This window comes from Nitratireductor luteus (assembly GCF_026162365.1).
GTDB classification, from domain to species: Bacteria; Pseudomonadota; Alphaproteobacteria; order Rhizobiales; family Rhizobiaceae; genus Chelativorans; species Chelativorans luteus.
Genome location: NZ_JAOANW010000016.1, coordinates 84,660 through 103,483, shown reverse-complemented (window position 1 = coordinate 103,483; position 18,824 = coordinate 84,660). Strand labels below are relative to the sequence as shown.

The window sequence follows — 18,824 nt, the reverse complement described above, 5'->3', positions numbered from 1 at the left end:
ACTTCCTGTACAAGAGGTACAAGGTCGAACGAATCGGAGACAACAATTATTTTTAATATTTAATTATTCGAGAGGTTCGAGTACGGGTATGACGGGGCCTTCCGGCGAATGAAACTCGCCTATCGGTTGCAGAAATCTCGTGCCCGGTTCGTCCATTGTCCGAAACCGGTGGCGACCATGTTGGCGATGACCCGGCAGATATAGCGCTTCTGGGCGGGGTCGTTGTCGGGGCCGGCATGATAGCGGGCGACGGCCATGGACCATGTCGCGTGCCTCTGCTTCAGCCTTACCAGGAAGCGCGCGGCATAGTCGACATTCTTGTGCGGGTCGAGCATTTCGACGACGGACCGGAACTCGGCGCCGTGATAGTGATGGTTGACCTGCATGCAGCCAAGGTCGATCAGTGTCTTTCCCCGAGCCTTGGCCTCAGTGAAAGCCGCCTGCGCCTCGCCACGGCTTTTTGGGAAAAAAGCCTTGCCCTCGATGTTCAGCGCGTAGGGCTGCAGGCTGCCGCGAACGCCGGTCTCCGTAAGACCTACGGCGTACAGGATGCCGGCGGGGATATGGTATTTCGACGAGGCCCGCAGGATCTCCGCTTCGCAGGGATTGGCGTGCGCGGTCCCTGCTGCGACGATGAGGCTAGATGTAAAGATCACCGCCCGAAGGATCATTGTTCCTCATCTCGCCGCTATGGCGGTCCGCTGCTTTTCGGCCGTGGCCGGAATTCCCTTCGCCGTTCGCACCGCTGCCCGATTGGCGATCCCCGCCGGTGCTCTGCCGCAGCGAGGGCTCGCGGCCGCTGGGCTGATTGCCGGCAGCCGGAGCGCCGTTGCTGGCGTTCTGCGAAATCTGGATGCGGTCGACTTCGTAGCCCATCGCCCGCAAGGCCCGGAGCATGGAGTCGCCGTCCGCGTTCAGCCGTTGGCGGGCATCGGCGTTGTCGACCTGTATTTCTACCATGAGTTGCTCTCCCGACAGGCTGAGCTTGGCCGTCACGGCGCCCAGCTCTGCCGGGTGAAGCTGGATTTTCAGCGTGTGAAGCGGACCGGTCGGCCGCTCGCCGCCGGAGGCCGCGATCCGTGCCGCTTCCGCTGCGGCTGCCGCAAACCCCGGATCAGCGTTGAGCGTCCCGACAAGCGCGGTCCCGGTTGGACTTGTCGAAACCGTCACGGCAGCCGGTGCCGGTGCGGACTGCACGCTCACTACGCGAAATGCCTTCGCATTCTCGCCATTTCCGCCCTGCTGACGCTGGTCGGAGCGGTCTTCCGTCATGTCGCCAGCCGATCCGGATTTGCCCGCCGCCGCTGCAATTTTGTCGCCTACCGCCACAGCGCCCTGTCGCTGCGTGTTTTCAGCATCACCCGAGCGGGTTTGAGGGAGAACCAATGCTTCTCGTATCTCGGAAGGCCCGCTGATTGATTTCGCTGCTTGCGCGCCGGGTCTGGCGGTCACCTGAGATGCCTGCGTATGGTCGCCGGGCTGCCTTGCCTGCTCAGCCTCCTCGCCGGCGGGATCGGCTTTCGGCTGATCGGATTGACCGCGGGCAGGGCCGACAGTCGGTGCAAGATTGCCCTTTACCTCCGCTGCTGACGCGCCCGCCGTAGGCATGCTCGACTGTTGGTTTTCCGTATCGCCGGCTTCGATAGGAGGGACTGGCAGCTCGATCTCGGTCGCTTCGTCCTGTCCGGCATCTTCCGGCAGATCGAGCTTCTGGAAAAGGTCGGACAGTTTCAGATCGGCCTTGGGCTGTGCCGCATCCTGGGGCAGAGTGGGAGGATCGCTCTCCTTGCGGGGGATGTTGTCGCCCAGTTCCTTGCTAAAAAGGTCCGCCAACGTGGTGCCGCTTTCCGCATTGCGGGGGACATCGCGGGATCGGCCCATGACGGCAAGCACATTCGTTCTGATCGCGTCTGTCATTCCTTATCCTCGCCGAGCAAGGCATCCACGGATTTGAGTTTGTCCCGAGCCGCCGCGAAGAATGCTTCGCTCTCGTCGGCAGCCGTCGCTTCTTCCGTCGCTTCGGTCTCGGTTGCTTCAGCGACTTCTTCAATGGCCGGCGCGGATGCATTTGTGTCCGGTGGGGACACGACCCGCTCGGCAATGGCGCGAGCCGCCTGCAGTAGCTGGCGGTCGTTGGCGGAAAGCTGCCGCTCGTCGAGCCCTTTCAATGTCTCCAGAACGCTGCCGACATTCTCGGAAGTCACGGAGGCGACGTTCGCGTAGAGCACGGCGCGGGGGTCCGGCCCGGCTTCGCCGCCTTCGGCATAGGCTTCAGCATTGTCGGAGGCGAAAGCAAGGAGCCGGTCATACCCTTCGATTGCGCTTTTGCGCGCGATGCGAAGGTAGATCACCTGCGCCCGCTCACCCTCCATGGCACCGATGACACGCTTGACCAGGGCCAGGTCCGCAGTTTCGTGCATCTCGATCACACCGCTAACGAATGCCTCGGCGAACTGGCTGGCATAGGGGGAACCGAGGAAACGCCGTACATACTGCATCGAAACGCTGGCGAAGCGCGTCATGTCGTGAATGTGGGCGGCAAGCTCCACGGAGCGGCGAAGCGCTGCTTCCTCGATCAGCGTGCCGGGGCTGAGAAGCCGAGCCTCGTCAAACAGGTCGAGAGCCCGGTGGGGATCGTCGCGCACATGCAGCGCACCGGCGACGAGCGCCAGCGGAGCCGCCAGGTCGCCGTCGACTTCGCGCGGGTCGAAACCGTCGAGAGCTTCGCGCGCCGAGGCCAAGTCGCCGAGCGAATAGCTGACGACGCCCCTGCCCAACCGGTCGCGGTCGCCTTCCAGCTCAAGCCGTGAAACGACGCTGGCGAGCGTCGCGGGATTGCCGCCGCTGGTTCCGTAGATGAGGAGCGCGTTGAAGTTTCGCGAATCTTGAAAGTCCGCGGCTTCGGCGGCGCGGAATTTCTCGTCGATAATGCCAAGCAGCTTGCGCTGCATGGGCAGCGCCGCGTGGTCGCCATCGGCAATCTTGTCCTGAACGACCTGGAGTGAGCGGACCATCTGATATGGCTGCAGGGCACCGGCCTGCGCGCCCGGTGCCAGCGTCAAGCCCAGCAGCACAAGGCAAGGCGCGAGGAAAATGCCGCGGCAGCATCTCACTGCGGCACCTCAAGGAGAATATCTATGCGGCGGTTGGCGGCGGCGAACGGGTCGCCGGGAATCTTGAGCTGGCGGTCGGCGAAGCCGGCGACCTCGCTTATCCGGGCTTCGTCCAGGCCACCGCGCACCAGCATGTACTGCGCGGCATGAGCACGGGCGGTTGACAAGCGCCAATTGTCATAGGAGCCGTCCGCAAACGGCCTTCCATCGGTGTGCCCGTGCACGCGAATGGTGCCCGGCTTGTCGGCCAGGGTGGCGCCGATCTTTTCCATGGCAAGTACCAGCTCGCGCCCCGGCACCGCCGAGCCGATGGAGAACATGCCGTGCCGCATGTCGTCCGTTACCGAGATCATGACGCCTTCGCGGCCAGCCGAGACGGTCACCGAGGCCTCCAGCCCTTCGCCGGCCAGCGCCCGTGAAAGCTCGGCACGCACGCGCTCGGCCGCGTCGCGGGTGCGCTCGGCCTGTTGCGTCTCCGCGGATGCGGGGTCGGGTTCAGCGTCGGCGGCCGGTTCCGCGGGGGCAGGGATTTCGCGCAGAGGCTCTACTTCCGGGACCGGAGCCAGCGCGGCGCGCTCGCCGGCTTCGATTTCGTCCGCCCTCGTTTGCGCCGGTCCGCCGAATGCCGGTTCCGCCTCGCCTTGCGAAGCGAGCTGATGGGAGCCGGTTTCGGCCGCACGCTCGTCGGCGCCGGAAGGCTGATCCCGTGCCTCGTCGGGATCGCCTTCGACGCCGATGCGGGGCGTGACGACCTGCTGCGACCAGAAATCGGGAGCGAACGGATCGCGGTAGGCTTCACCGCCCGATGCGCCCGAGGATGGGCCGGCCAGCTGCGCGCCGCCTTCCCCCTTGGCCGATATATTCTGCATCGTGCCGGTTTCCGATGCGATTTCGGCCAGCACCGCATAGGGATTGGAGAAGAAGTTCTCGTCGGAATACTTCCTCGTATCCGAAAGGTCGGTCGAGTTCTTGAATGTCGAGGGGCCTAATGTTTTGTCGTTCTCGCCGGCCGGCGCGTCGGTGGATTTCTCGGCATCGCTGTCGGATGTCGACGTCTGCGGACCTTGGCCAATCTCCTCGAGACCCTTGCGATTGGTGTTGCGGTCGATCAGCTTCACCGGGTTGAAATAGCTGGCAAGCGCGGCGCGTGTCTGCTCGTTCGCTGCATTGATCAGCCACATCACCAGGAAGAAGCACATCATCGCCGTCATGAAGTCAGCGAAAGCGATCTTCCAGACGCCGCCGTGATGGCCTTCGTCCTCGTCGTCGCTTTTGCGGCGGACGATGATGATTTCCGGGCGCCGGTCCTGTGTATCGTCCATGCTCATCCGAATACCTCGGCGAGCGCGTCCGACCATTCGCCCAGCCGAGTTTCGAGCAGGGTTTCATCGAGCTGGACGGTGAGATCCATATCGGTGCCGTCGGCAAAGGTCACTCTGTTGGCTTTGTCGCCGATCTTTCCGCGCAGCGCCTCGCACATGAGCGGCGTCCCGCGCACGCGCACATTCACGATGTCGCTGTCAGCCAGCGCCTGGTTTACGATCCGCGCCAGTTCCTCGATGGAGCGCCGCTGCAGGTCTTCGGTGAGTGCGACGCCAAGGATGCGGGCGGCGACGGCGCTCGTCAGCGACACCACCTGCTGCTCCAGCGCCTCGAAACGGGCGCCGATCAGCGCCGCGGCTGCCTCTCCAAGTTGCGCCTTCAGCGATTGGGCCTCGGCTTCGTGTTTCTCGCGTTCGCCGGCCAGCAACGCCTCATATTCCTGCCTGACACGCTCTTCCGCCCTGGCTTCAGCCTCGGCAATCCCGGCTTCCAGTTCCTTGCGCGATACGGTCGGCTCGGGTTCGGGGGGGCTGGCGGCCGGCTGCTGCGTAGCAGTTCCGGCGGCGGTAAAGTCGGCCATGCGGCGTCGGGGCAAAACCTGGCCTGAGCCAAAATCTGTCAAAGCGTCGGCTAGTGCGATAGCGTTCATGTGCGTGCTACCTCGGTTTCAGCGCGCGCCCATTTACGCAGTATTTCCGCCGTGCGTTCCTCGCTCAGGTCGACCATGCGGGCCAGCCTGTTCTGAGGCGCGGGGTTGAGGCGGAGCGGGTGGTCCGCCTCCTCATCATCGGCTTCAAGGTCGGCCATCTGATCAGTCGCGCCAGGCAGACGCGGCTCATTGGCAGGATTGGGCAGGGAGCGGCGGGCCTCTTCCATGGCCGCCGCGCCGCCCCCGGCGGGTGAGAGCAAGGCAGCCGTCATCGGCTTCAGGCCGAACCAGGTGACGAGGAAGGCGACGAGCACGAATGCGGCAGCATTGATCAGCGTGCCCGTGTGCTGGCCAAGCTGCGCCAGCGGGCCGGGCTCCACGATCTCGACGCCGTCCAGCCCATCGATGAACTCTACCGCCGTGACATTGAGGATGTCGCCGCGAACTTCGGAAAAGCCGGTGGCAGAGGCCACGACCGACTGGATCTCGGCGATCCGTTCGTTCAACTGGTCCGGCGTGGCGCCTTCGCCCAGCACGGCCTGGAGGCGTGCCCGGTTGACCACGACGGCAATCGACAGCTTCGAGATCTCATAGCCATTGCTCGTCGTGGCGATGCGTTTGGTGTTCATCTCGTAATTGGTGGTCTCCTCGCGCCGCTCGCTTTCCTCGGTGGAACTTGGCCGTTCGGTGGCCGGGTTGTCTTCCTGCGGCAGGTTCTGGAGAACGGTGGTGGGGGTTGCGGCCGTCTCCTGGCTGGCGCTGTCGGAAGAGCGGACGACCTGGACGGAGCGCTCGACGCGGGAGTCGGGATCGTAGATCACCTCCTCGACCTGTCTGGCATCCGTGTTCACGTCGGCTTTCACGCTGGCGCGGAAGTTGTCGGGCCCGAGATAGGGGGCCAATGCTCTGCGGATATTGTCCTCGACCTGCGCCTCCACCGTGCGCTCCACGCCTATGGAGCGCTGTGCCGTGTTGTTGGCGGGATCGTCGCCCGCTGCAAGCAGCGTTCCCGAGGAATCGAGAACGGTGACTTTTTCTGCGTTAAGTCCAGGAACGGCGGCCGAAACCAGGTACCGGATCGACGCGGCCTTGGCGCTGGCCTCGATGCCCGATGACCGGATCACGACCGAGGCGGACGGCTCCTGCTCTTCCCGTCTGAAATTGCCCCGTTCCTGCATGACGATGTGAACACGCGCGGCCTTGATGCCCGCGATGGACTGGATGGTGCGGGCGATTTCTCCTTCCAGCGCGCGGACCCGCGTGACTTCCTGCATGAAGGTCGTCAGACCAAGTGATCCCACGTTGTCGAAGAGCTCGTAGCCGGCATTGGTGCTCGTCGGCAGGCCTTTTTCGGCCAGGAGCATGCGCGCCTGCGCGGTCTTGCCGGCCGGAACGAGCACGGCGGTTCCGTCCGACACCACGTCGAAGCCGATGCCGGCTTCTCCCAGTACGAGGCCGATCTGGTTCACGTCGGAGCGTTCGAGGCCAATATAAAGCGTTTCGTAGGCGGGACGGTTGAGATAAAGCGCGCCTGCCACGACCATGGTCATGACGAGGGCCAGGATGCCGGCCATCATGCCCAGCCTTCGCGGCCCGAGCGCCCGGAAATTATCGAAAACGGTTTGAAGCTGTTCAGGCAAAGTCCACCACACTCCTCGGCAGGATACGTAGTGACACTAGGCCTTGAAACTTGTGCGAAAATGAAATGGGCCGCGCATGGAGCGGCCCATCATTCAGATACGTACAACGGTGATTACTTGAAGAGGGCGAGGATGCTCTGGGCGTTCTGGTTGGCGATGGAAAGCGCCTGGATGCCTAGTTGCTGCTGAACCTGAAGGGCCTGGAGCTTGGTTGATTCCTCGCTCATGTCGGCATCGACCAGCGCACCGACACCACGCTCGATGGAGTTCTTGAGGTTGGCGACAAAATCTTTCTGCAGGTCCAGCCGGGTTTTTGCCGCACCGAGATCGGCGGCCGCATTGGCCATCAGGCCCATGCCGGTTTCGAGCTGCGTCAGAAAGGTGTCGACCTGAGCATCTGTTGCACCGTTGACGTCTATTGCCATGATGTCGGCGACCATGGGCTCGGCGACGGCGCCGGCGGCGTCGAACAGCTTTATCGTCGCGATGGACACGGTGATGGTTCCGACCGAAACGGTGCCGTCGGATGCACGATTGTAGGACGAAACGATCTCGACATCGGCGGTGGAATCCGTCGCCAGGATATTGGTGCCGGCATAGCTGGCGCCCATGGCGGCGTTTCTGATGTGGTCCTGCAGAACCGAGATTTCGGCCTGGATCTTCGTCTGGTTCTCCGCGCTCGCCCCGCGCGCTGAAACAAGCTTCGACTTGATCTCGTCGACCCGACCGATGATGTCACTCATGGAGGTGTAGGCCGTGTCGATCTTGCCTGCCCCCAGCCCCAGCGAATCCTGTACCGCCGAAAGCGCCTTGTTATCGGAGCGCATGGTGGTGGCAATCGACCAGTAGGCGGCGTTGTCGCTGGCTTCCGCCACCCGATAGCCCGTGGAGATGCGGCCCTGAACGGTGTCCATCGCCTTGTTGGTGGCTTTAAGGCTCTGCAATGCAACCATTGCAGAGGCGTTCGTCATGATGCTGGCCACGTTGCTCACCCCTTCGACTGTGTGCCTCGGGCCGGTTGGGACCCGGCGGCGAAACCTTTGGTTAACCATGACTACAAAGCTATGGTTAACAACTGTTTAACCGGTGATGGGTCGGCAAGCAAAAACGGGCCGCCTCCCGTAGGAAGCGGCCCGACCGATTGTCATTTCGCTCCGGGCTAGGCCCGGAAAACCGCGGATTAGCGGAAGAGCGAGAGAATGCCCTGGGTGTTCTGGTTGGCGATCGAAAGCGCCTGAACGCCCAGCTGCTGCTGAACCTGAAGGGCCGACAGACGGGCCGATTCTTCGTTCATGTCGGCGTCCACGAGCTGGCCCACGCCGCGGTCGATGGCGTCGGAGAGCTTGGAGACGAAGTCCTTCTGCAGATCGATGCGCATCTTGCCGGCGCCAAGGTTCGAGGCCGCAGTGGCCATTGTTCCAAGCGCGGTGTCGATGTCGGTGATGAGGTTGTCAATGTCGGCATCGGTCGTTCCGACAACGGTCATCCCGAGGACCGTAGAGCCGGAGGCCGCACCTACTGTTTCCAGGAGGCCGTTGCCCGCGCCAGCGTCCACGAGAGTAACGGTGCTCAGGTCGATGTTGATGGTGCCGACGGCTCCGTCGGCAAAGGACGACACGACACTGACCGAGGTCGGATCGGTGTCGGAATTGCGCGACAGCCAGTTGTCGCCGGCATAGGACGCGGAGTTGGAGATGGCGGTCAGCTGATCCTGATAGGCATCGATTTCCGCCTGGATCTTCGCCTTGTCCTCAACGCTTGCGCCGCGCGCCGTGATCAGCTTCTGCTTGATCTCGTCGACCGCCTCAAGAGCGCTGTTCATGCCGGTATAGGCCGTGTCGATCTTGCCGGCGCCAAGGCCGAGCGCGTCCTGCACTGCCGAAAGAGCCTTGTTGTCGGATTTCATCGACGTGGCGATCGACCAATAGGCCGAGTTGTCGGACGCTTCGGCGACACGAAGGCCGGTCGAGATGCGCGACTGGGTGGTCGCCATGTTCTTGGAGATGGAGTTGAGGGTCTGCAGCGCGGTCATTGCCGACGCATTGGTATTGATGCTTGCCATGGGAAATACGCCCCTGAATACGAAAATTACGCGGGACATACCGGGCGATCCGGTAGGACGGAGAGGCATCATGCCGGTGACCTACATACACGGTCACTCCGCCCTGCTTTCGGATGCATTTATGGGGAGGAAATCCTACCAAAAGGATAATCGGCCGAACTATTTTCGGCAGGCACGTCCCGCGCGCGAGGCGCTCTAAAGGAACGACCGCACGAGGCTGCCTACGAGCAGATTCCACCCGTCGATCAGCACGAAGAACAATATCTTGAACGGCAGCGAGACCACGGTGGGCGGCAACATCATCATGCCCATCGACATGGTTATGGTGGCGACGATCAGGTCGATCACCAGGAACGGCAGCACGATCAGAAATCCGATCTCGAAGCCTCGGCGGATTTCCGAGATCATGAAGGCCGGGACGAGGACGCGCAAATCCACGCTGTCCGCGGAAATTTCTATTTCGCCACGTTCCGCCGCCAGGTCGGCGAACAGCGCGAAGTCCTTTTCGCGCACATTGTTCGCCATGAAGGTGCGGAAAGGCTGCGCGATACGCTCCATGGCCACTGTTTCAGTGATCTCGTTGTCCATCAGGGGACGCACACCTTCGTTCCACGCCCGGTCGAAGGTCGGGGCCATTACATAGAATGTCATGAAGAGCGCCAGGCTGATGAGGATGAGATTGGCCGGCGTCGATGGCAGACCCATGCCGGCCCTGAGGATCGAGAAGGCGATGACGAAGCGGGTGAAGCTCGTCACCATGATCAGGATACCGGGCGCGATGGACAGAACCGTGAGCAGGCCAAACATCTGGATGATGTAGCCTACGGTCGTTCCGTTCGTATCGCCCGCGAGCGCACCGAAATCGAGAGTCTGGGCCTGGGCGGGTGCGGCAAGGAAAAGCAGCGCCATTGCGAAGGGCAGCGTGCGGATCATTCGAACAGAAATGTCCTGAACAGAACATTCTCCACCTGGCCGTCGCTGCGAATGCGGGCGCGTTCGAGCAAGTCTTCCTTCAGGTGCTGGAAGCCGCTCGCGCTTTCGATCTGACGCAGCTTGACCGTGCGCATGAAGGCGAACAGGTCTTGGTGAATGGCTTCGGCCAGTGCCGGGTCCGGCTGCGCCGAAAAGACGAGCGCGACTTCCATACGAACCCAGATTTCGCTCGGGTCGGCCAGATTGGTGGTGATGGGGTCAAGCGCATGTATCACAGGCGGAAGAGGGGCTTCGCCTTCGGCAGCCGCCGGCGCTGCCGCTGCCTTGCTCCCGTCGTTGAAGCCGGTTGGTTCCGTCTTGACGATCTGGCGCTCCTCCAGGTAGCCACCGGTGAACCAACCCATTCCGACAGCCATCGCTGTCACGACCAGCAGGGCGACGACCTGCAGGATGAGCGACGGCCCCTTCTTTTCTTCTTCTTCCTGGATGACGAGTGTCACGGACGCTTGCCCTTAGAATGGGAGTACTTTGTCGAGGAATTCCTGGCCGTAAGGCGGCTGCTGGACCTCGGTGAGGCGGCCGCGCCCGCCGTAGGAGATGCGCGCCTCCGCTATACGTTCATAGGAGATCGTGTTGTTCGGTCCGATGTCGCTGGGTCGGGCGATGCCGGCAATGGTGAGTACGCGCAACTCCGCATTCACGCGCACTTCCTGGGTGCCCGAAATACGAAGATTGCCGTTGGGCAGCCTTTCGGTGACGATTGCCGCGACCGTAAGTTTGATCGCCTCGGAACGCTCGGTCGCGCCGGCGCCGTTGGTCGAGGTGCCGGAGCCGATTTCGGCTTCGGCCGAACCAGACGATCCCGCACCGCCGAGGGCGAATGCCCCGGAAAGGCCAAGATTGCGGCTGGCCTGGCGCGAACGCTCCGATTCGTTCTTGAAACTGGCCTTGTCGTCGATCGAAATCTCCACCGTCAGGATATCACCCACTTCCAGCGCGCGCGGGTCGGTGAAGAAGCGGCTTTGCCGGTCGCTCCATAGCGAATAGCGGCTGACCGAGGAGGGGGGGCGGTTCGGGTAGTGATAGGCGGGAAGCGAAGTTGGTTCGGCCCCCGCGCCGACCGGTGAAAGGGCGGGTGGTCTGTTGAACTCGCTGTCGGCGGCGCAGCCGGCCACCGCCAGGGTCACCACGAGCAGCGGCAGGCGGGCGAAACGTATCATGAGGGATCCTCGGGGCGTGCCGCGCTGGCGATGATGGTGGTCAGGGCCGCGGCCGATTTGCTGTTCATTTCGTTGAGGATGACGCCGGCCACGCGGGGCTGCAGCGGCAGGCGGGCGAAACGTATCATGAGGGATCCTCGGGGCGTGCCGCGCTGGCGATGATGGTGGTCAGGGCCGCGGCCGATTTGCTGTTCATTTCGTTGAGGATGACGCCGGCCACGCGGGGCTCCAGCTTCATCAGAATGGCGGCGGCCAGTTCCGCCCGCACCTCGGCCAGGCGCTCGGCGGCGGCGTCGGGCCGCATGCTTGCATAGATGCTTACGACGCCGCCCTCCGCCTTGGCCAGGAAAGCGTCCCGGCGGGCGAGCCAGCCCTCGTATTCGGAGCGCTTTTCCTCCAGCGCCACGATGCGTTCGTCTATCTCGCCGCGCAGCTTTTCAAGCTCCAGGCGCTGCAGCGAATAGCGCCGGTCACGGGCGGCGTCGGCGATGTTGGCGCAGAACCGCTCGATCTCGTCCTGCGTGGCGTTGGCCATGCTCTCGGCCGCCTGCAGGGCGCGCTGGCCCGGCGCCGTGGACAGCGCCAGCACGGCCACGCACAAGATCAGAGCACAACGATCCCAGCGGAGGGTTTTGGGCCATCGCGGCACGGAGAGCTTCATGGTCACGATCCCTATTGCAACACCAGCTCGGCCTGCAGCGCGCCGGCCGATTTGATGCCCTGGAGAATGGCGATGATGCCGTCGGGTTTTACGCCGAGACGGTTGAGGCCGGCGACCAGCGTTTGCAGGTCCGGCCCGTCAAGGACGGCGACCCGTGCATCCGGCTGGTCGGCCTCGATGACGGTGTAGGGTTCGACCGCCGTCTCGCCAAGCGAGAAGGGTTCCGGCTGCACGACCTGCGGCATTTCCGTGATGCGGACGGTGAGTGCGCCATGGGAGATGGCAACGCGCGAGATGCGGACATCCTGGCCTATCACTACGGTACCGGTGCGCTCGTCGACGACGACGCGGGCGGGGCCATCGGATTCGACGACGAGGTTCTCGATCTCGGCATAGAAGCGCGCGGCCGATATATCCTTCGGACGGCGTATCCGGATGGTTCGCGCGTCCTGTTCGGCAGCGGTGATCATGCCGAAGCGCTGGGTGGTATAGGCGTTGATGGCGTCGGTGATGCGCACGGCGGTGGAGAAATCGGGGTTGCGAAGTTGCAGCGTCAGGACGGAAGTATCGCCGAATTCCGCTGCGACCTGCCGCTCGATGATGCCGCCATTGGGCACGCGGCCGGCGGTCGGTACGCCCTGAGTCAGGGATTCGGCCTGCCCCTGGGCGCTGAATCCGGAAACGATGACCGACCCCTGACCCACGGCGTAAATCTCGCCATCGGCGGCGCGCAGCGGGGTCATGACGAGAGTGCCGCCGGCCAGCGAGGTGGCGTCGCCGAGCGAGGAGACGGTCACGTCGATGCGCGCGCCGGACTGCACGAAAGGCGGCAGGTTGGCCGTCACTATAACTGCGGCGACGTTCTTGGCGCGGGCACGCCCGCCTTCAGTGGCGATGCCGAGGTTCTCGAGCATGGCGCGGATGGACTGCTCGGTGAAAGGGGCGTTGCGCAAGCTGTCGCCGGTGCCCTTGAGGCCGATGACGAGGCCATAGCCGACGAGCTGGTTGTCCCGTGCGGCCTGCAGTTGTGCGATATCTTTGATGCGGGAGGCGGCCATGGTGCCGGAACCGCTGCCGAGCGCCGAGGGGGAGGACGGGGACGACGGGTACGACGGCGCGGAAGCCTGAACATAGTCGTAATCGGCCGCGCCGGAGGACGTCGCGATAGCCATTGCCGCTAAAAGGACGAGGCGGCCGATCATGACGCGCCGACCTGCACCGTGCCGTCGGCCATCACGATACCGCTGAACACGGCGCCGCTATCGGCGTTGCGCAGTTTGATCATATCGCCCGCCGCGCCAGGCTGAAGCGGTACGGCCATCAGCGATATGGTCAGCGCTCCCTGACGGTAGACCGCCGTAACGGCGGTGCCGGTTTCGACGAGGTAGGCCTCGCGCACCGAGGACAGAGGCACCAGCCGGCCGGGCAGCAATGTGCGCCGCGCAACCTTGCCGTCGAGATCGGTGACGCTGCGCGCGATCTCTGCCCCGCCGCGCGGCGGCCGGCGCAGGGCTACCTCATTAAGCGCATCCATGGTGACCACCTGCCCCGGATAGATGACGCGGGTGGGGATGACGGCGATCTCCTGCGCGCCGGCCGGGCCAGCAAGGACGCAGGCGAAAAGCGGCAGGACCGTCGCCAGTCCTGCCAGTAAGGCCCGCCGCGGGAGAAAACCGTGTTGCATCTATCGCATCGCCTGGGTGATGGTGGAGGCCATTTCGTCGGCTGCCTTAATGACCTTGGAATTCATCTCATAGGCACGCTGCGCCGAGATCAGCTCGGTAATCTCCTTCACCGGATCGACGTTGGAATCTTCCAGATAGCCCTGCTCGACGGTTGCGAAGCCCGGATCGCCCGGCACACCGACATTGGCGGGACCGGACGCGGCTGTTTCGCGGAACAGATTGTTGCCGATGGGTGCAAGGCCGGCTTCATTGGCGAAATTGGCAAGTGTGAGCTGGCCCAGATCCTGCAAATCTTCCTGTCCGTCGATGCGGGCGAAGATCTGTCCGGTCTTGTTGACGATTACCTCCACGGTGCCCTCGGGGACGACGATGGCGGGATTGACGGGGAAGCCGTCGGCGGTGACGAGCTGGCCGGTGGCGTTGGTGTTGAAGGCTCCGGCGCGGCTGTAGAGCATTTCCCCGTCCGCGCCTTCGATTTCAAACCAGCCCCTGCCGACCAGCGCCATGTCGAACTTGTTGCCGGTGTTGGTGAGCGAGCCCTGGATGTGGACATTGCGCACGGCCGAGGTCTTAACGCCGAGACCGATATTGGCCCCCTCCGGCACGATATTGGCGTTGGCCCGTTCCGGCACGCCCTGCAGCCGCTCGACCTGATAGAGAAGGTCGGAAAACTCGGCCCGCGCACGCTTGAATCCGGTGGTGTTGATATTGGCGATGTTGTTGGCGATCACCTCGAGATTGAGCTGCTGTGCGCTCATGCCGGTGGCTGCGATGGATAGGGCCTTCATATTCTTCTTCCTCAGATCGCCATGCGGCTGACTTCGAGATAGGCGGTCACGATCTTGTCGCGGATGGCGATGGCCGCCTGCAGGGACTGCTCGGCGCTCATCACCGCATCGACCACCTGGCGCGTATCGGCCTCGCCCTGGAGCGCCTTGACCGAGAGCTGCTCGGCGGATTCGAGGCGGGTAACGGTGCTCGTCGCCAGATCGCTCAGCATCGCCGCGAAGGCGTCGCCGGACGGAGCTGCCGCGCCCTGTGTCTCCTGCCCAGGCAGGATCGATTGCGGCCCCGAAAGCCTCGTAAGTTCACCTATACCGGAAATCATCAGCTGCTCCGCAGGAGGTCTATGGTCATGGAAATGAGTTCGCGCGCCTGCTTGATAACCTGGAGATTGGCCTCGTAGCCGCGGTTCGCCTCGCGCATGTCGGACATTTCGACAAGCATGTTCACGTTGGGCCGCTTGACGTAGCCGGCCTCGTCGGCGGCTTCGTGGCCGGGATCATAGTCGATGGTGAAATCGCCGGGATCGCGGGAGATGGCGGAGACCTCCACCATGCTGCCGCCGCTGGCCTTGTCGAGCTCGGCCGAGAAGCTGATCGTCTTGCGGCGATAGGGGTCGCCGCCCGGTATGTCGCTGGTCGATTGGGCGTTGGCCAGGTTCTCGGAAACGACCCGCATCCGCTCCGACTGGGCGGTCAGGCCGCTGCCGGCCACTTTCAGCGCGGTGGAGAGGGCATCCATTCGATCAGGTCCTCGTGGTCATCATCATCATGCGGTGGAAGGATTTGACGATGGCGGTATTGAGTTCGAATGCGCGACGTATCTCGCCGGCCTTCACCAGTTCTTCCTCCATCACCACGCTGTTCTTCGAGGGAAGAAGCTTCGGATCGTCGGCTTCGTTGAGACCGAAGGACGCCGGCGTCACACCGTTCTGGTTGTGAGAGGCATCGGTGGCCTGCATGGCCACGCGCGTGTTGTTCAGCACGCTTTCGAAAGGCTCGACATCGACCGTGCGGTAGCCGGGCGTGTTGACGTTGGCGACATTGCCGGCCACGGCGGCCTGGCGGACCGAAAGCCACCGAGCCTGCTGCGCGGCCAGATCGAACAGGTTAACCGGTTGCATGGCGACTCCCACGATTGTTCGCCACGGAATCTAGGCGTCCAGTCTTGCGTGGGCCTTGCGTCGTCCCCTCAAGGTTGGCCGAGGGCGATCTCGGCGTTTCGGGTGGTCGTCAGCACCCAGCCTTCATTGCGCTTTTCGATGGAGGCGACGCGGCTGCCGTCGGGGAGGGGCGAACCACGCTCGACGATCCAGAAGCCGTCCTGGTCCTCGATCATGGCGCGCCCGGCAGCAGCATGGATGAGCTGAAACGCCACGACGTCGCCGGGGAAGGGCTGGGTAACGGGACCGCCTTCCTCGAAAGAGGTCGTGCCGATCGTCCCGGTGGGAATGAAGTCAAGCTGCTCAGGCGCCATGCCGAGCGGAATCCTGGCGCCTGTGAGCTGGGGCTGAAGTGTGGCGGCGCTTCCCGCACTTGTCTCGCGGCCGGCAAATTTCAACGGCCTGATGCCGAATTGTTCCTGGTTGAAAAAGATGTACCAGGGAAACACGGCACAGACGACGGCAAGGCCGATCCCGCACGTGGCGAGCAGCCAGTCGCCGCTCGTCCGATGGCTCATCTTCGTGCGCCAGCGGCCTCGCAGCCGCCATTTGCGGCGGACGCGGCTATTCGGCGCTTTCGGCTCGTCGTCCATGTCCAGCGCCTCGACGGGCGTCATGTCGGGCAGCACGAGGTCCGCGAGCTTATCCTTCACGCGGCATCTCCCTGGCTTTCAGCCTCGTGGCCAGTTCGGCGAAAGGATCAAGCACCGGCGGATCCTGGGGCGACTGGCGCAGCACATCGTAGATGACGGGGACCTGGCGGACGGCGGCGTCCAGCTCGGCATCGACGCCGGCCTGGAAGCCGCCCAGAAGACGAATGTCCCTCGTTTCCTCAAAACGGGCGATCATCGCCTTCAAGTGCTGAACCAGGCGGCGCTTGTCCTCGCCCCAGGCATGCTGGGCGAGCCGCGAGATCGAGGCGAGCGGGTTGATGGGCGGATACCGCCCCTGCTCGGCTATCGCGCGGTCGAGAACGACGTGGCCGTCGAGGATGCCGCGCACATTGTCGGCCACCGGGTCGTTGTGGTCGTCGCCGTCGACGAGCACGGAGATGACGGCAGTGATCGTGCCGGCGCCCGCTTCGCCGGGCCCCGCACGCTCCAGAAGGCGCGGCAGGTCGGTGAAGACGGAAGCCGGATAGCCGCGTGCGACCGGCGGCTCGCCCGCGCTGATGGCCACTTCGCGCGCGGCGTGGGCATATCGGGTGATGGAATCGACGATGAGCAGCACGCGCTGCCCCAGGTCGCGAAAAGCTTCGGCCACACGCATGGCCGTATCGGCCGCGCGCCGTCGCATCATGGCGCTTTCGTCGCTGGTGGCGACGATTGCGATGGCCTTTTCAAGGCCCTTGTCGCCCAGCGTGTCTTCCAGGAACTCGCGCACCTCGCGACCGCGCTCGCCGACCATGGCGACCACGACCGTGTCGAAAGCGTCGGCACGGGCAAGCATGGCGAGCAGGGTCGATTTGCCGACGCCCGAACCGGCGAAGATGCCGATGCGCTGGCCGTGGCACAGGGGCGTGAAAATGTCGATGGCGCGCACGCCCGTGCTGAAGGGCTTGACGACGCGCTGGCGCTTCAGCGCGGCGGGCGTCCGCGATGTCGGGAGCGCGTTGTCCGCCGGTCGCACCAGCGCCGGCCCGCCGTCGATCGGTTCGGCCAGGGCGTTGATGACGCGCCCGCGCCAGCTTTCGTGCGGGACGATGGTCAGCGGTCCGCTGGAGAAGGCCGGCTGGCCAAGATTGGCCTGCTCGTTCTGCCCGAAGGGCGCGACTAGAATGTCCTCGCCATTGATGCGGACGACTTCGCCGCAGTGGCTCCGGCCCTGGTGCTGATAGGAGACGATGTCGCCGAGGCAGGCAGCGGCGGAAAGACCGCGCACGTGGTAGTGCACGGGCGTCACCTCGGAAATGCGCCCGCCATGCTTGATGGCCAGCCGCGGATCGCTGAAGCGCAGGTAAAGACCTTCGAGAGCTTCCAAGGCCCGAGTGCCTCGAAGGGTGCCGGACACGGGTTCGCCGGACGTAGTGTCCACCTCACGAACCCATGGTCTTGATGGCATCCTTGAGCGCGGTGTCGCTGTCGCGCATCAGCGTCGTCACCTGCTCGAACGCCCGCTGGACCTGGATCAGGCGCATCATCTCGTGGACCGGATTGACGTTGGATTGCTCGACGAAGCCCTGGGCTACTCCGACGTCGGGCTGGTCCACGACCGGCTCGGGCTGATTGCCGGGGATGAAGCCGGAATTGCCATAGCGAACCGAGTTCGGCCCCGGATGGAAGGAAAACAACCCGATGGCCCCCGCAAGTTGCCCATTTTGCCGCAAGGTGCCGTCGGCCCCGGCCTCGGGCGGCCCCGCAAACGGATCGAGCAGCAACGGGGCACCGCCGGCGTCGAGCACCGGATGGCCTTCGAGTGTGACGAGTTCGCCCGTATCGCGCAGCGTGAAACGGCCGTCACGGGTCATGACCGGGCCTGCGGGCGTCTCGATGGCGAACCAGGCATCCCCCTGGACGGCGAAGTCAAAAGGATTCGACGTCTCCTGCAGCGCACCGGCGGCGGTATCGTAGGAATCATCGCCCGGCGAGACGAAGCTTACCGCCTCGTTGGTCAATCCGGTGAGTATGTCGTCGAAGGTGACGCCGCCGGCGCGGAAGCCGGCGGTGCCGCTATTGGCGACATTGTCGGCCAGCGTCGTCATCCTGCGCTCAAGCGCCATCTGCGCGGAAAGCGAGACGTAAAGTCCGGTCTGCATCTATTTCCTCATCTGGGCGATGGTCAGCAGCATGTCGGTCGAAATGCCGAACTCGGCCGGCTGCGCGAAAAGCGCGGCAATCGAGCTATTCGGCGTGTAGCTGGGGTTCTCGATCTCCCACATGGTGGTGAAGCGCTTCAGGAATTCCTCGACCTTCTCCGGATCCTTGAAGTCCGCGATGTCGATGCGGTCCTTGAACATGTCCACCTGTTTGTCGACATTGGCCTGGGCAAGGGCTTGCGGAAAACCCAGCGCGGTGCGCACCACCTGCGCCAGAGCAGGATCGGCAAGCACTTCGTAGAAATTCTTGATACCGCCGGCTTTGCGCTGGAAATAGAGGGCCAGCCGCACGCCTTCGTTCTGCTTGCCGGCGTCCTCTTCCAGCGTCTGGCGGAGATATTTGTCGATCGTGCCGGTCGTCGGGCTGTAGAAGGTGGTCGTCGCCTCGCCGTCGCGGGCGAAATTGAAGGTCTTCACGAAGTCGCGGTAGCGCTTGTCGGACAGGCTGTTGGCGAAGCTTTCCTCGTCATCGATCCCGCCTTCCAGCGCCTTGACCATGAAGGCTTTGGCATAGGCCATGTCCTCCAGCCCATGCGCCTTCATCGCATAGCGGAAGAGGCGCTCGTCGCCGACAAATTCTTCGATCGTTTTCACATTGCCGATGTTCTCGCGATAATAATCGCTCTCGCGGTTCACAAGCGGCTGGCTCTCAATGCGATCGAGTGAACTCGTGATATCCCTCGAGATCAGCTGGTAGCTGGTATAGGTGTTGATCACGTCGCGGCTCCGGCAGGATAGATCGGCCTGAAGCTAGCTGCCGTGCCTTGCGCGAGGCTTT

The 18,824-nt window shown here is 63.7% G+C and carries 23 protein-coding genes; all 23 read right to left on the bottom strand.

What is annotated here, in order from left to right:
- Positions 1 to 119 precede the first annotated feature (119 nt).
- Complete coding sequence (locus tag N1058_RS20440) at positions 120 to 671, bottom strand: transglycosylase SLT domain-containing protein (protein ID WP_265519447.1); 552 nt, start codon at positions 669 to 671, stop codon at positions 120 to 122.
- Positions 640 to 1,917 carry a flagellar hook-length control protein FliK gene (fliK, locus tag N1058_RS20435; RefSeq protein ID WP_265519446.1) on the bottom strand — a complete coding sequence of 426 codons (1,278 nt, stop codon included), beginning with the start codon at positions 1,915 to 1,917 and terminating at the stop codon, positions 640 to 642. Before fliK ends, N1058_RS20440 begins: the two co-directional genes overlap by 32 nt.
- Positions 1,914 to 3,014: a chemotaxis protein gene (locus N1058_RS20430; protein WP_265519445.1), complete on the bottom strand. Its 1,101-nt coding sequence runs from the start codon at positions 3,012 to 3,014 to the stop codon at positions 1,914 to 1,916. Before N1058_RS20430 ends, fliK begins: the two co-directional genes overlap by 4 nt.
- A gap of 95 nt (positions 3,015 to 3,109) precedes the next feature.
- Complete coding sequence (locus N1058_RS20425) at positions 3,110 to 4,441, bottom strand: MotB family protein (protein WP_265519444.1); 1,332 nt, start codon at positions 4,439 to 4,441, stop codon at positions 3,110 to 3,112.
- Entirely contained in the window at positions 4,438 to 5,016 is a 579-nt protein-coding gene (locus tag N1058_RS20420; RefSeq protein ID WP_265519443.1) for a hypothetical protein, read from the bottom strand. Before N1058_RS20420 ends, N1058_RS20425 begins: the two co-directional genes overlap by 4 nt.
- A 65-nt stretch (positions 5,017 to 5,081) precedes the next feature.
- On the bottom strand, positions 5,082 to 6,725 hold the full coding sequence (fliF, locus tag N1058_RS20415; protein ID WP_265519442.1) for a flagellar basal-body MS-ring/collar protein FliF: 1,644 nt from the start codon (positions 6,723 to 6,725) through the stop codon (positions 5,082 to 5,084).
- A gap of 113 nt (positions 6,726 to 6,838) precedes the next feature.
- Complete coding sequence (locus N1058_RS20410) at positions 6,839 to 7,708, bottom strand: flagellin N-terminal helical domain-containing protein (protein ID WP_265519441.1); 870 nt, start codon at positions 7,706 to 7,708, stop codon at positions 6,839 to 6,841.
- Positions 7,709 to 7,905: 197 nt separating this feature from the next.
- Entirely contained in the window at positions 7,906 to 8,787 is an 882-nt protein-coding gene (locus N1058_RS20405; RefSeq protein ID WP_265519440.1) for a flagellin N-terminal helical domain-containing protein, read from the bottom strand.
- A gap of 195 nt (positions 8,788 to 8,982) precedes the next feature.
- Positions 8,983 to 9,720: a flagellar type III secretion system pore protein FliP gene (gene fliP / locus N1058_RS20400; protein ID WP_265519439.1), complete on the bottom strand. Its 738-nt coding sequence runs from the start codon at positions 9,718 to 9,720 to the stop codon at positions 8,983 to 8,985.
- On the bottom strand, positions 9,717 to 10,220 hold the full coding sequence (locus N1058_RS20395; protein WP_265519438.1) for a flagellar basal body-associated FliL family protein: 504 nt from the start codon (positions 10,218 to 10,220) through the stop codon (positions 9,717 to 9,719). The genes fliP and N1058_RS20395 overlap by 4 nt, the downstream gene beginning before the upstream one ends.
- A gap of 12 nt (positions 10,221 to 10,232) precedes the next feature.
- A complete protein-coding gene (gene flgH / locus N1058_RS20390; RefSeq protein WP_265519437.1) occupies positions 10,233 to 10,940 on the bottom strand; it encodes a flagellar basal body L-ring protein FlgH in 708 nt (235 codons plus the stop codon).
- On the bottom strand, positions 10,937 to 11,068 hold the full coding sequence (locus N1058_RS20385) for a hypothetical protein (RefSeq protein WP_265519477.1): 132 nt from the start codon (positions 11,066 to 11,068) through the stop codon (positions 10,937 to 10,939). Before N1058_RS20385 ends, flgH begins: the two co-directional genes overlap by 4 nt.
- Positions 11,065 to 11,601 (bottom strand): MotE family protein, encoded by a 537-nt coding sequence (locus N1058_RS20380; RefSeq protein ID WP_265519436.1) that lies wholly within the window; start codon positions 11,599 to 11,601, stop codon positions 11,065 to 11,067. Before N1058_RS20380 ends, N1058_RS20385 begins: the two co-directional genes overlap by 4 nt.
- 11 nt (positions 11,602 to 11,612) lie before the next feature.
- Entirely contained in the window at positions 11,613 to 12,803 is a 1,191-nt protein-coding gene (locus N1058_RS20375; RefSeq protein WP_420848023.1) for a flagellar basal body P-ring protein FlgI, read from the bottom strand.
- On the bottom strand, positions 12,800 to 13,285 hold the full coding sequence (flgA, locus tag N1058_RS20370; protein WP_265519435.1) for a flagellar basal body P-ring formation chaperone FlgA: 486 nt from the start codon (positions 13,283 to 13,285) through the stop codon (positions 12,800 to 12,802). Before flgA ends, N1058_RS20375 begins: the two co-directional genes overlap by 4 nt.
- Positions 13,286 to 14,074 carry a flagellar basal-body rod protein FlgG gene (gene flgG, locus N1058_RS20365; protein WP_265519434.1) on the bottom strand — a complete coding sequence of 263 codons (789 nt, stop codon included), beginning with the start codon at positions 14,072 to 14,074 and terminating at the stop codon, positions 13,286 to 13,288.
- An 11-nt stretch (positions 14,075 to 14,085) separates the two neighbouring features.
- Complete coding sequence (gene fliE / locus N1058_RS20360; RefSeq protein ID WP_265519433.1) at positions 14,086 to 14,394, bottom strand: flagellar hook-basal body complex protein FliE; 309 nt, start codon at positions 14,392 to 14,394, stop codon at positions 14,086 to 14,088.
- On the bottom strand, positions 14,394 to 14,810 hold the full coding sequence (flgC, locus tag N1058_RS20355; protein WP_265519432.1) for a flagellar basal body rod protein FlgC: 417 nt from the start codon (positions 14,808 to 14,810) through the stop codon (positions 14,394 to 14,396). Before flgC ends, fliE begins: the two co-directional genes overlap by 1 nt.
- Positions 14,811 to 14,814: 4 nt before the next feature.
- Entirely contained in the window at positions 14,815 to 15,192 is a 378-nt protein-coding gene (flgB, locus tag N1058_RS20350) for a flagellar basal body rod protein FlgB (protein WP_265519431.1), read from the bottom strand.
- Positions 15,193 to 15,260: 68 nt separating this feature from the next.
- A complete protein-coding gene (locus tag N1058_RS20345) occupies positions 15,261 to 15,884 on the bottom strand; it encodes a hypothetical protein (RefSeq protein WP_265519430.1) in 624 nt (207 codons plus the stop codon).
- Positions 15,874 to 17,211, bottom strand: coding sequence for a flagellar protein export ATPase FliI (fliI, locus tag N1058_RS20340; protein ID WP_265519429.1), 1,338 nt, complete (start codon positions 17,209 to 17,211; stop codon positions 15,874 to 15,876). The genes N1058_RS20345 and fliI overlap by 11 nt, the downstream gene beginning before the upstream one ends.
- Positions 17,212 to 17,266: 55 nt before the next feature.
- Positions 17,267 to 17,986 carry a flagellar basal-body rod protein FlgF gene (gene flgF, locus N1058_RS20335; RefSeq protein WP_265519428.1) on the bottom strand — a complete coding sequence of 240 codons (720 nt, stop codon included), beginning with the start codon at positions 17,984 to 17,986 and terminating at the stop codon, positions 17,267 to 17,269.
- Positions 17,987 to 18,763 carry a DUF1217 domain-containing protein gene (locus tag N1058_RS20330; RefSeq protein ID WP_265519427.1) on the bottom strand — a complete coding sequence of 259 codons (777 nt, stop codon included), beginning with the start codon at positions 18,761 to 18,763 and terminating at the stop codon, positions 17,987 to 17,989.
- Positions 18,764 to 18,824: the final 61 nt, after the last annotated feature.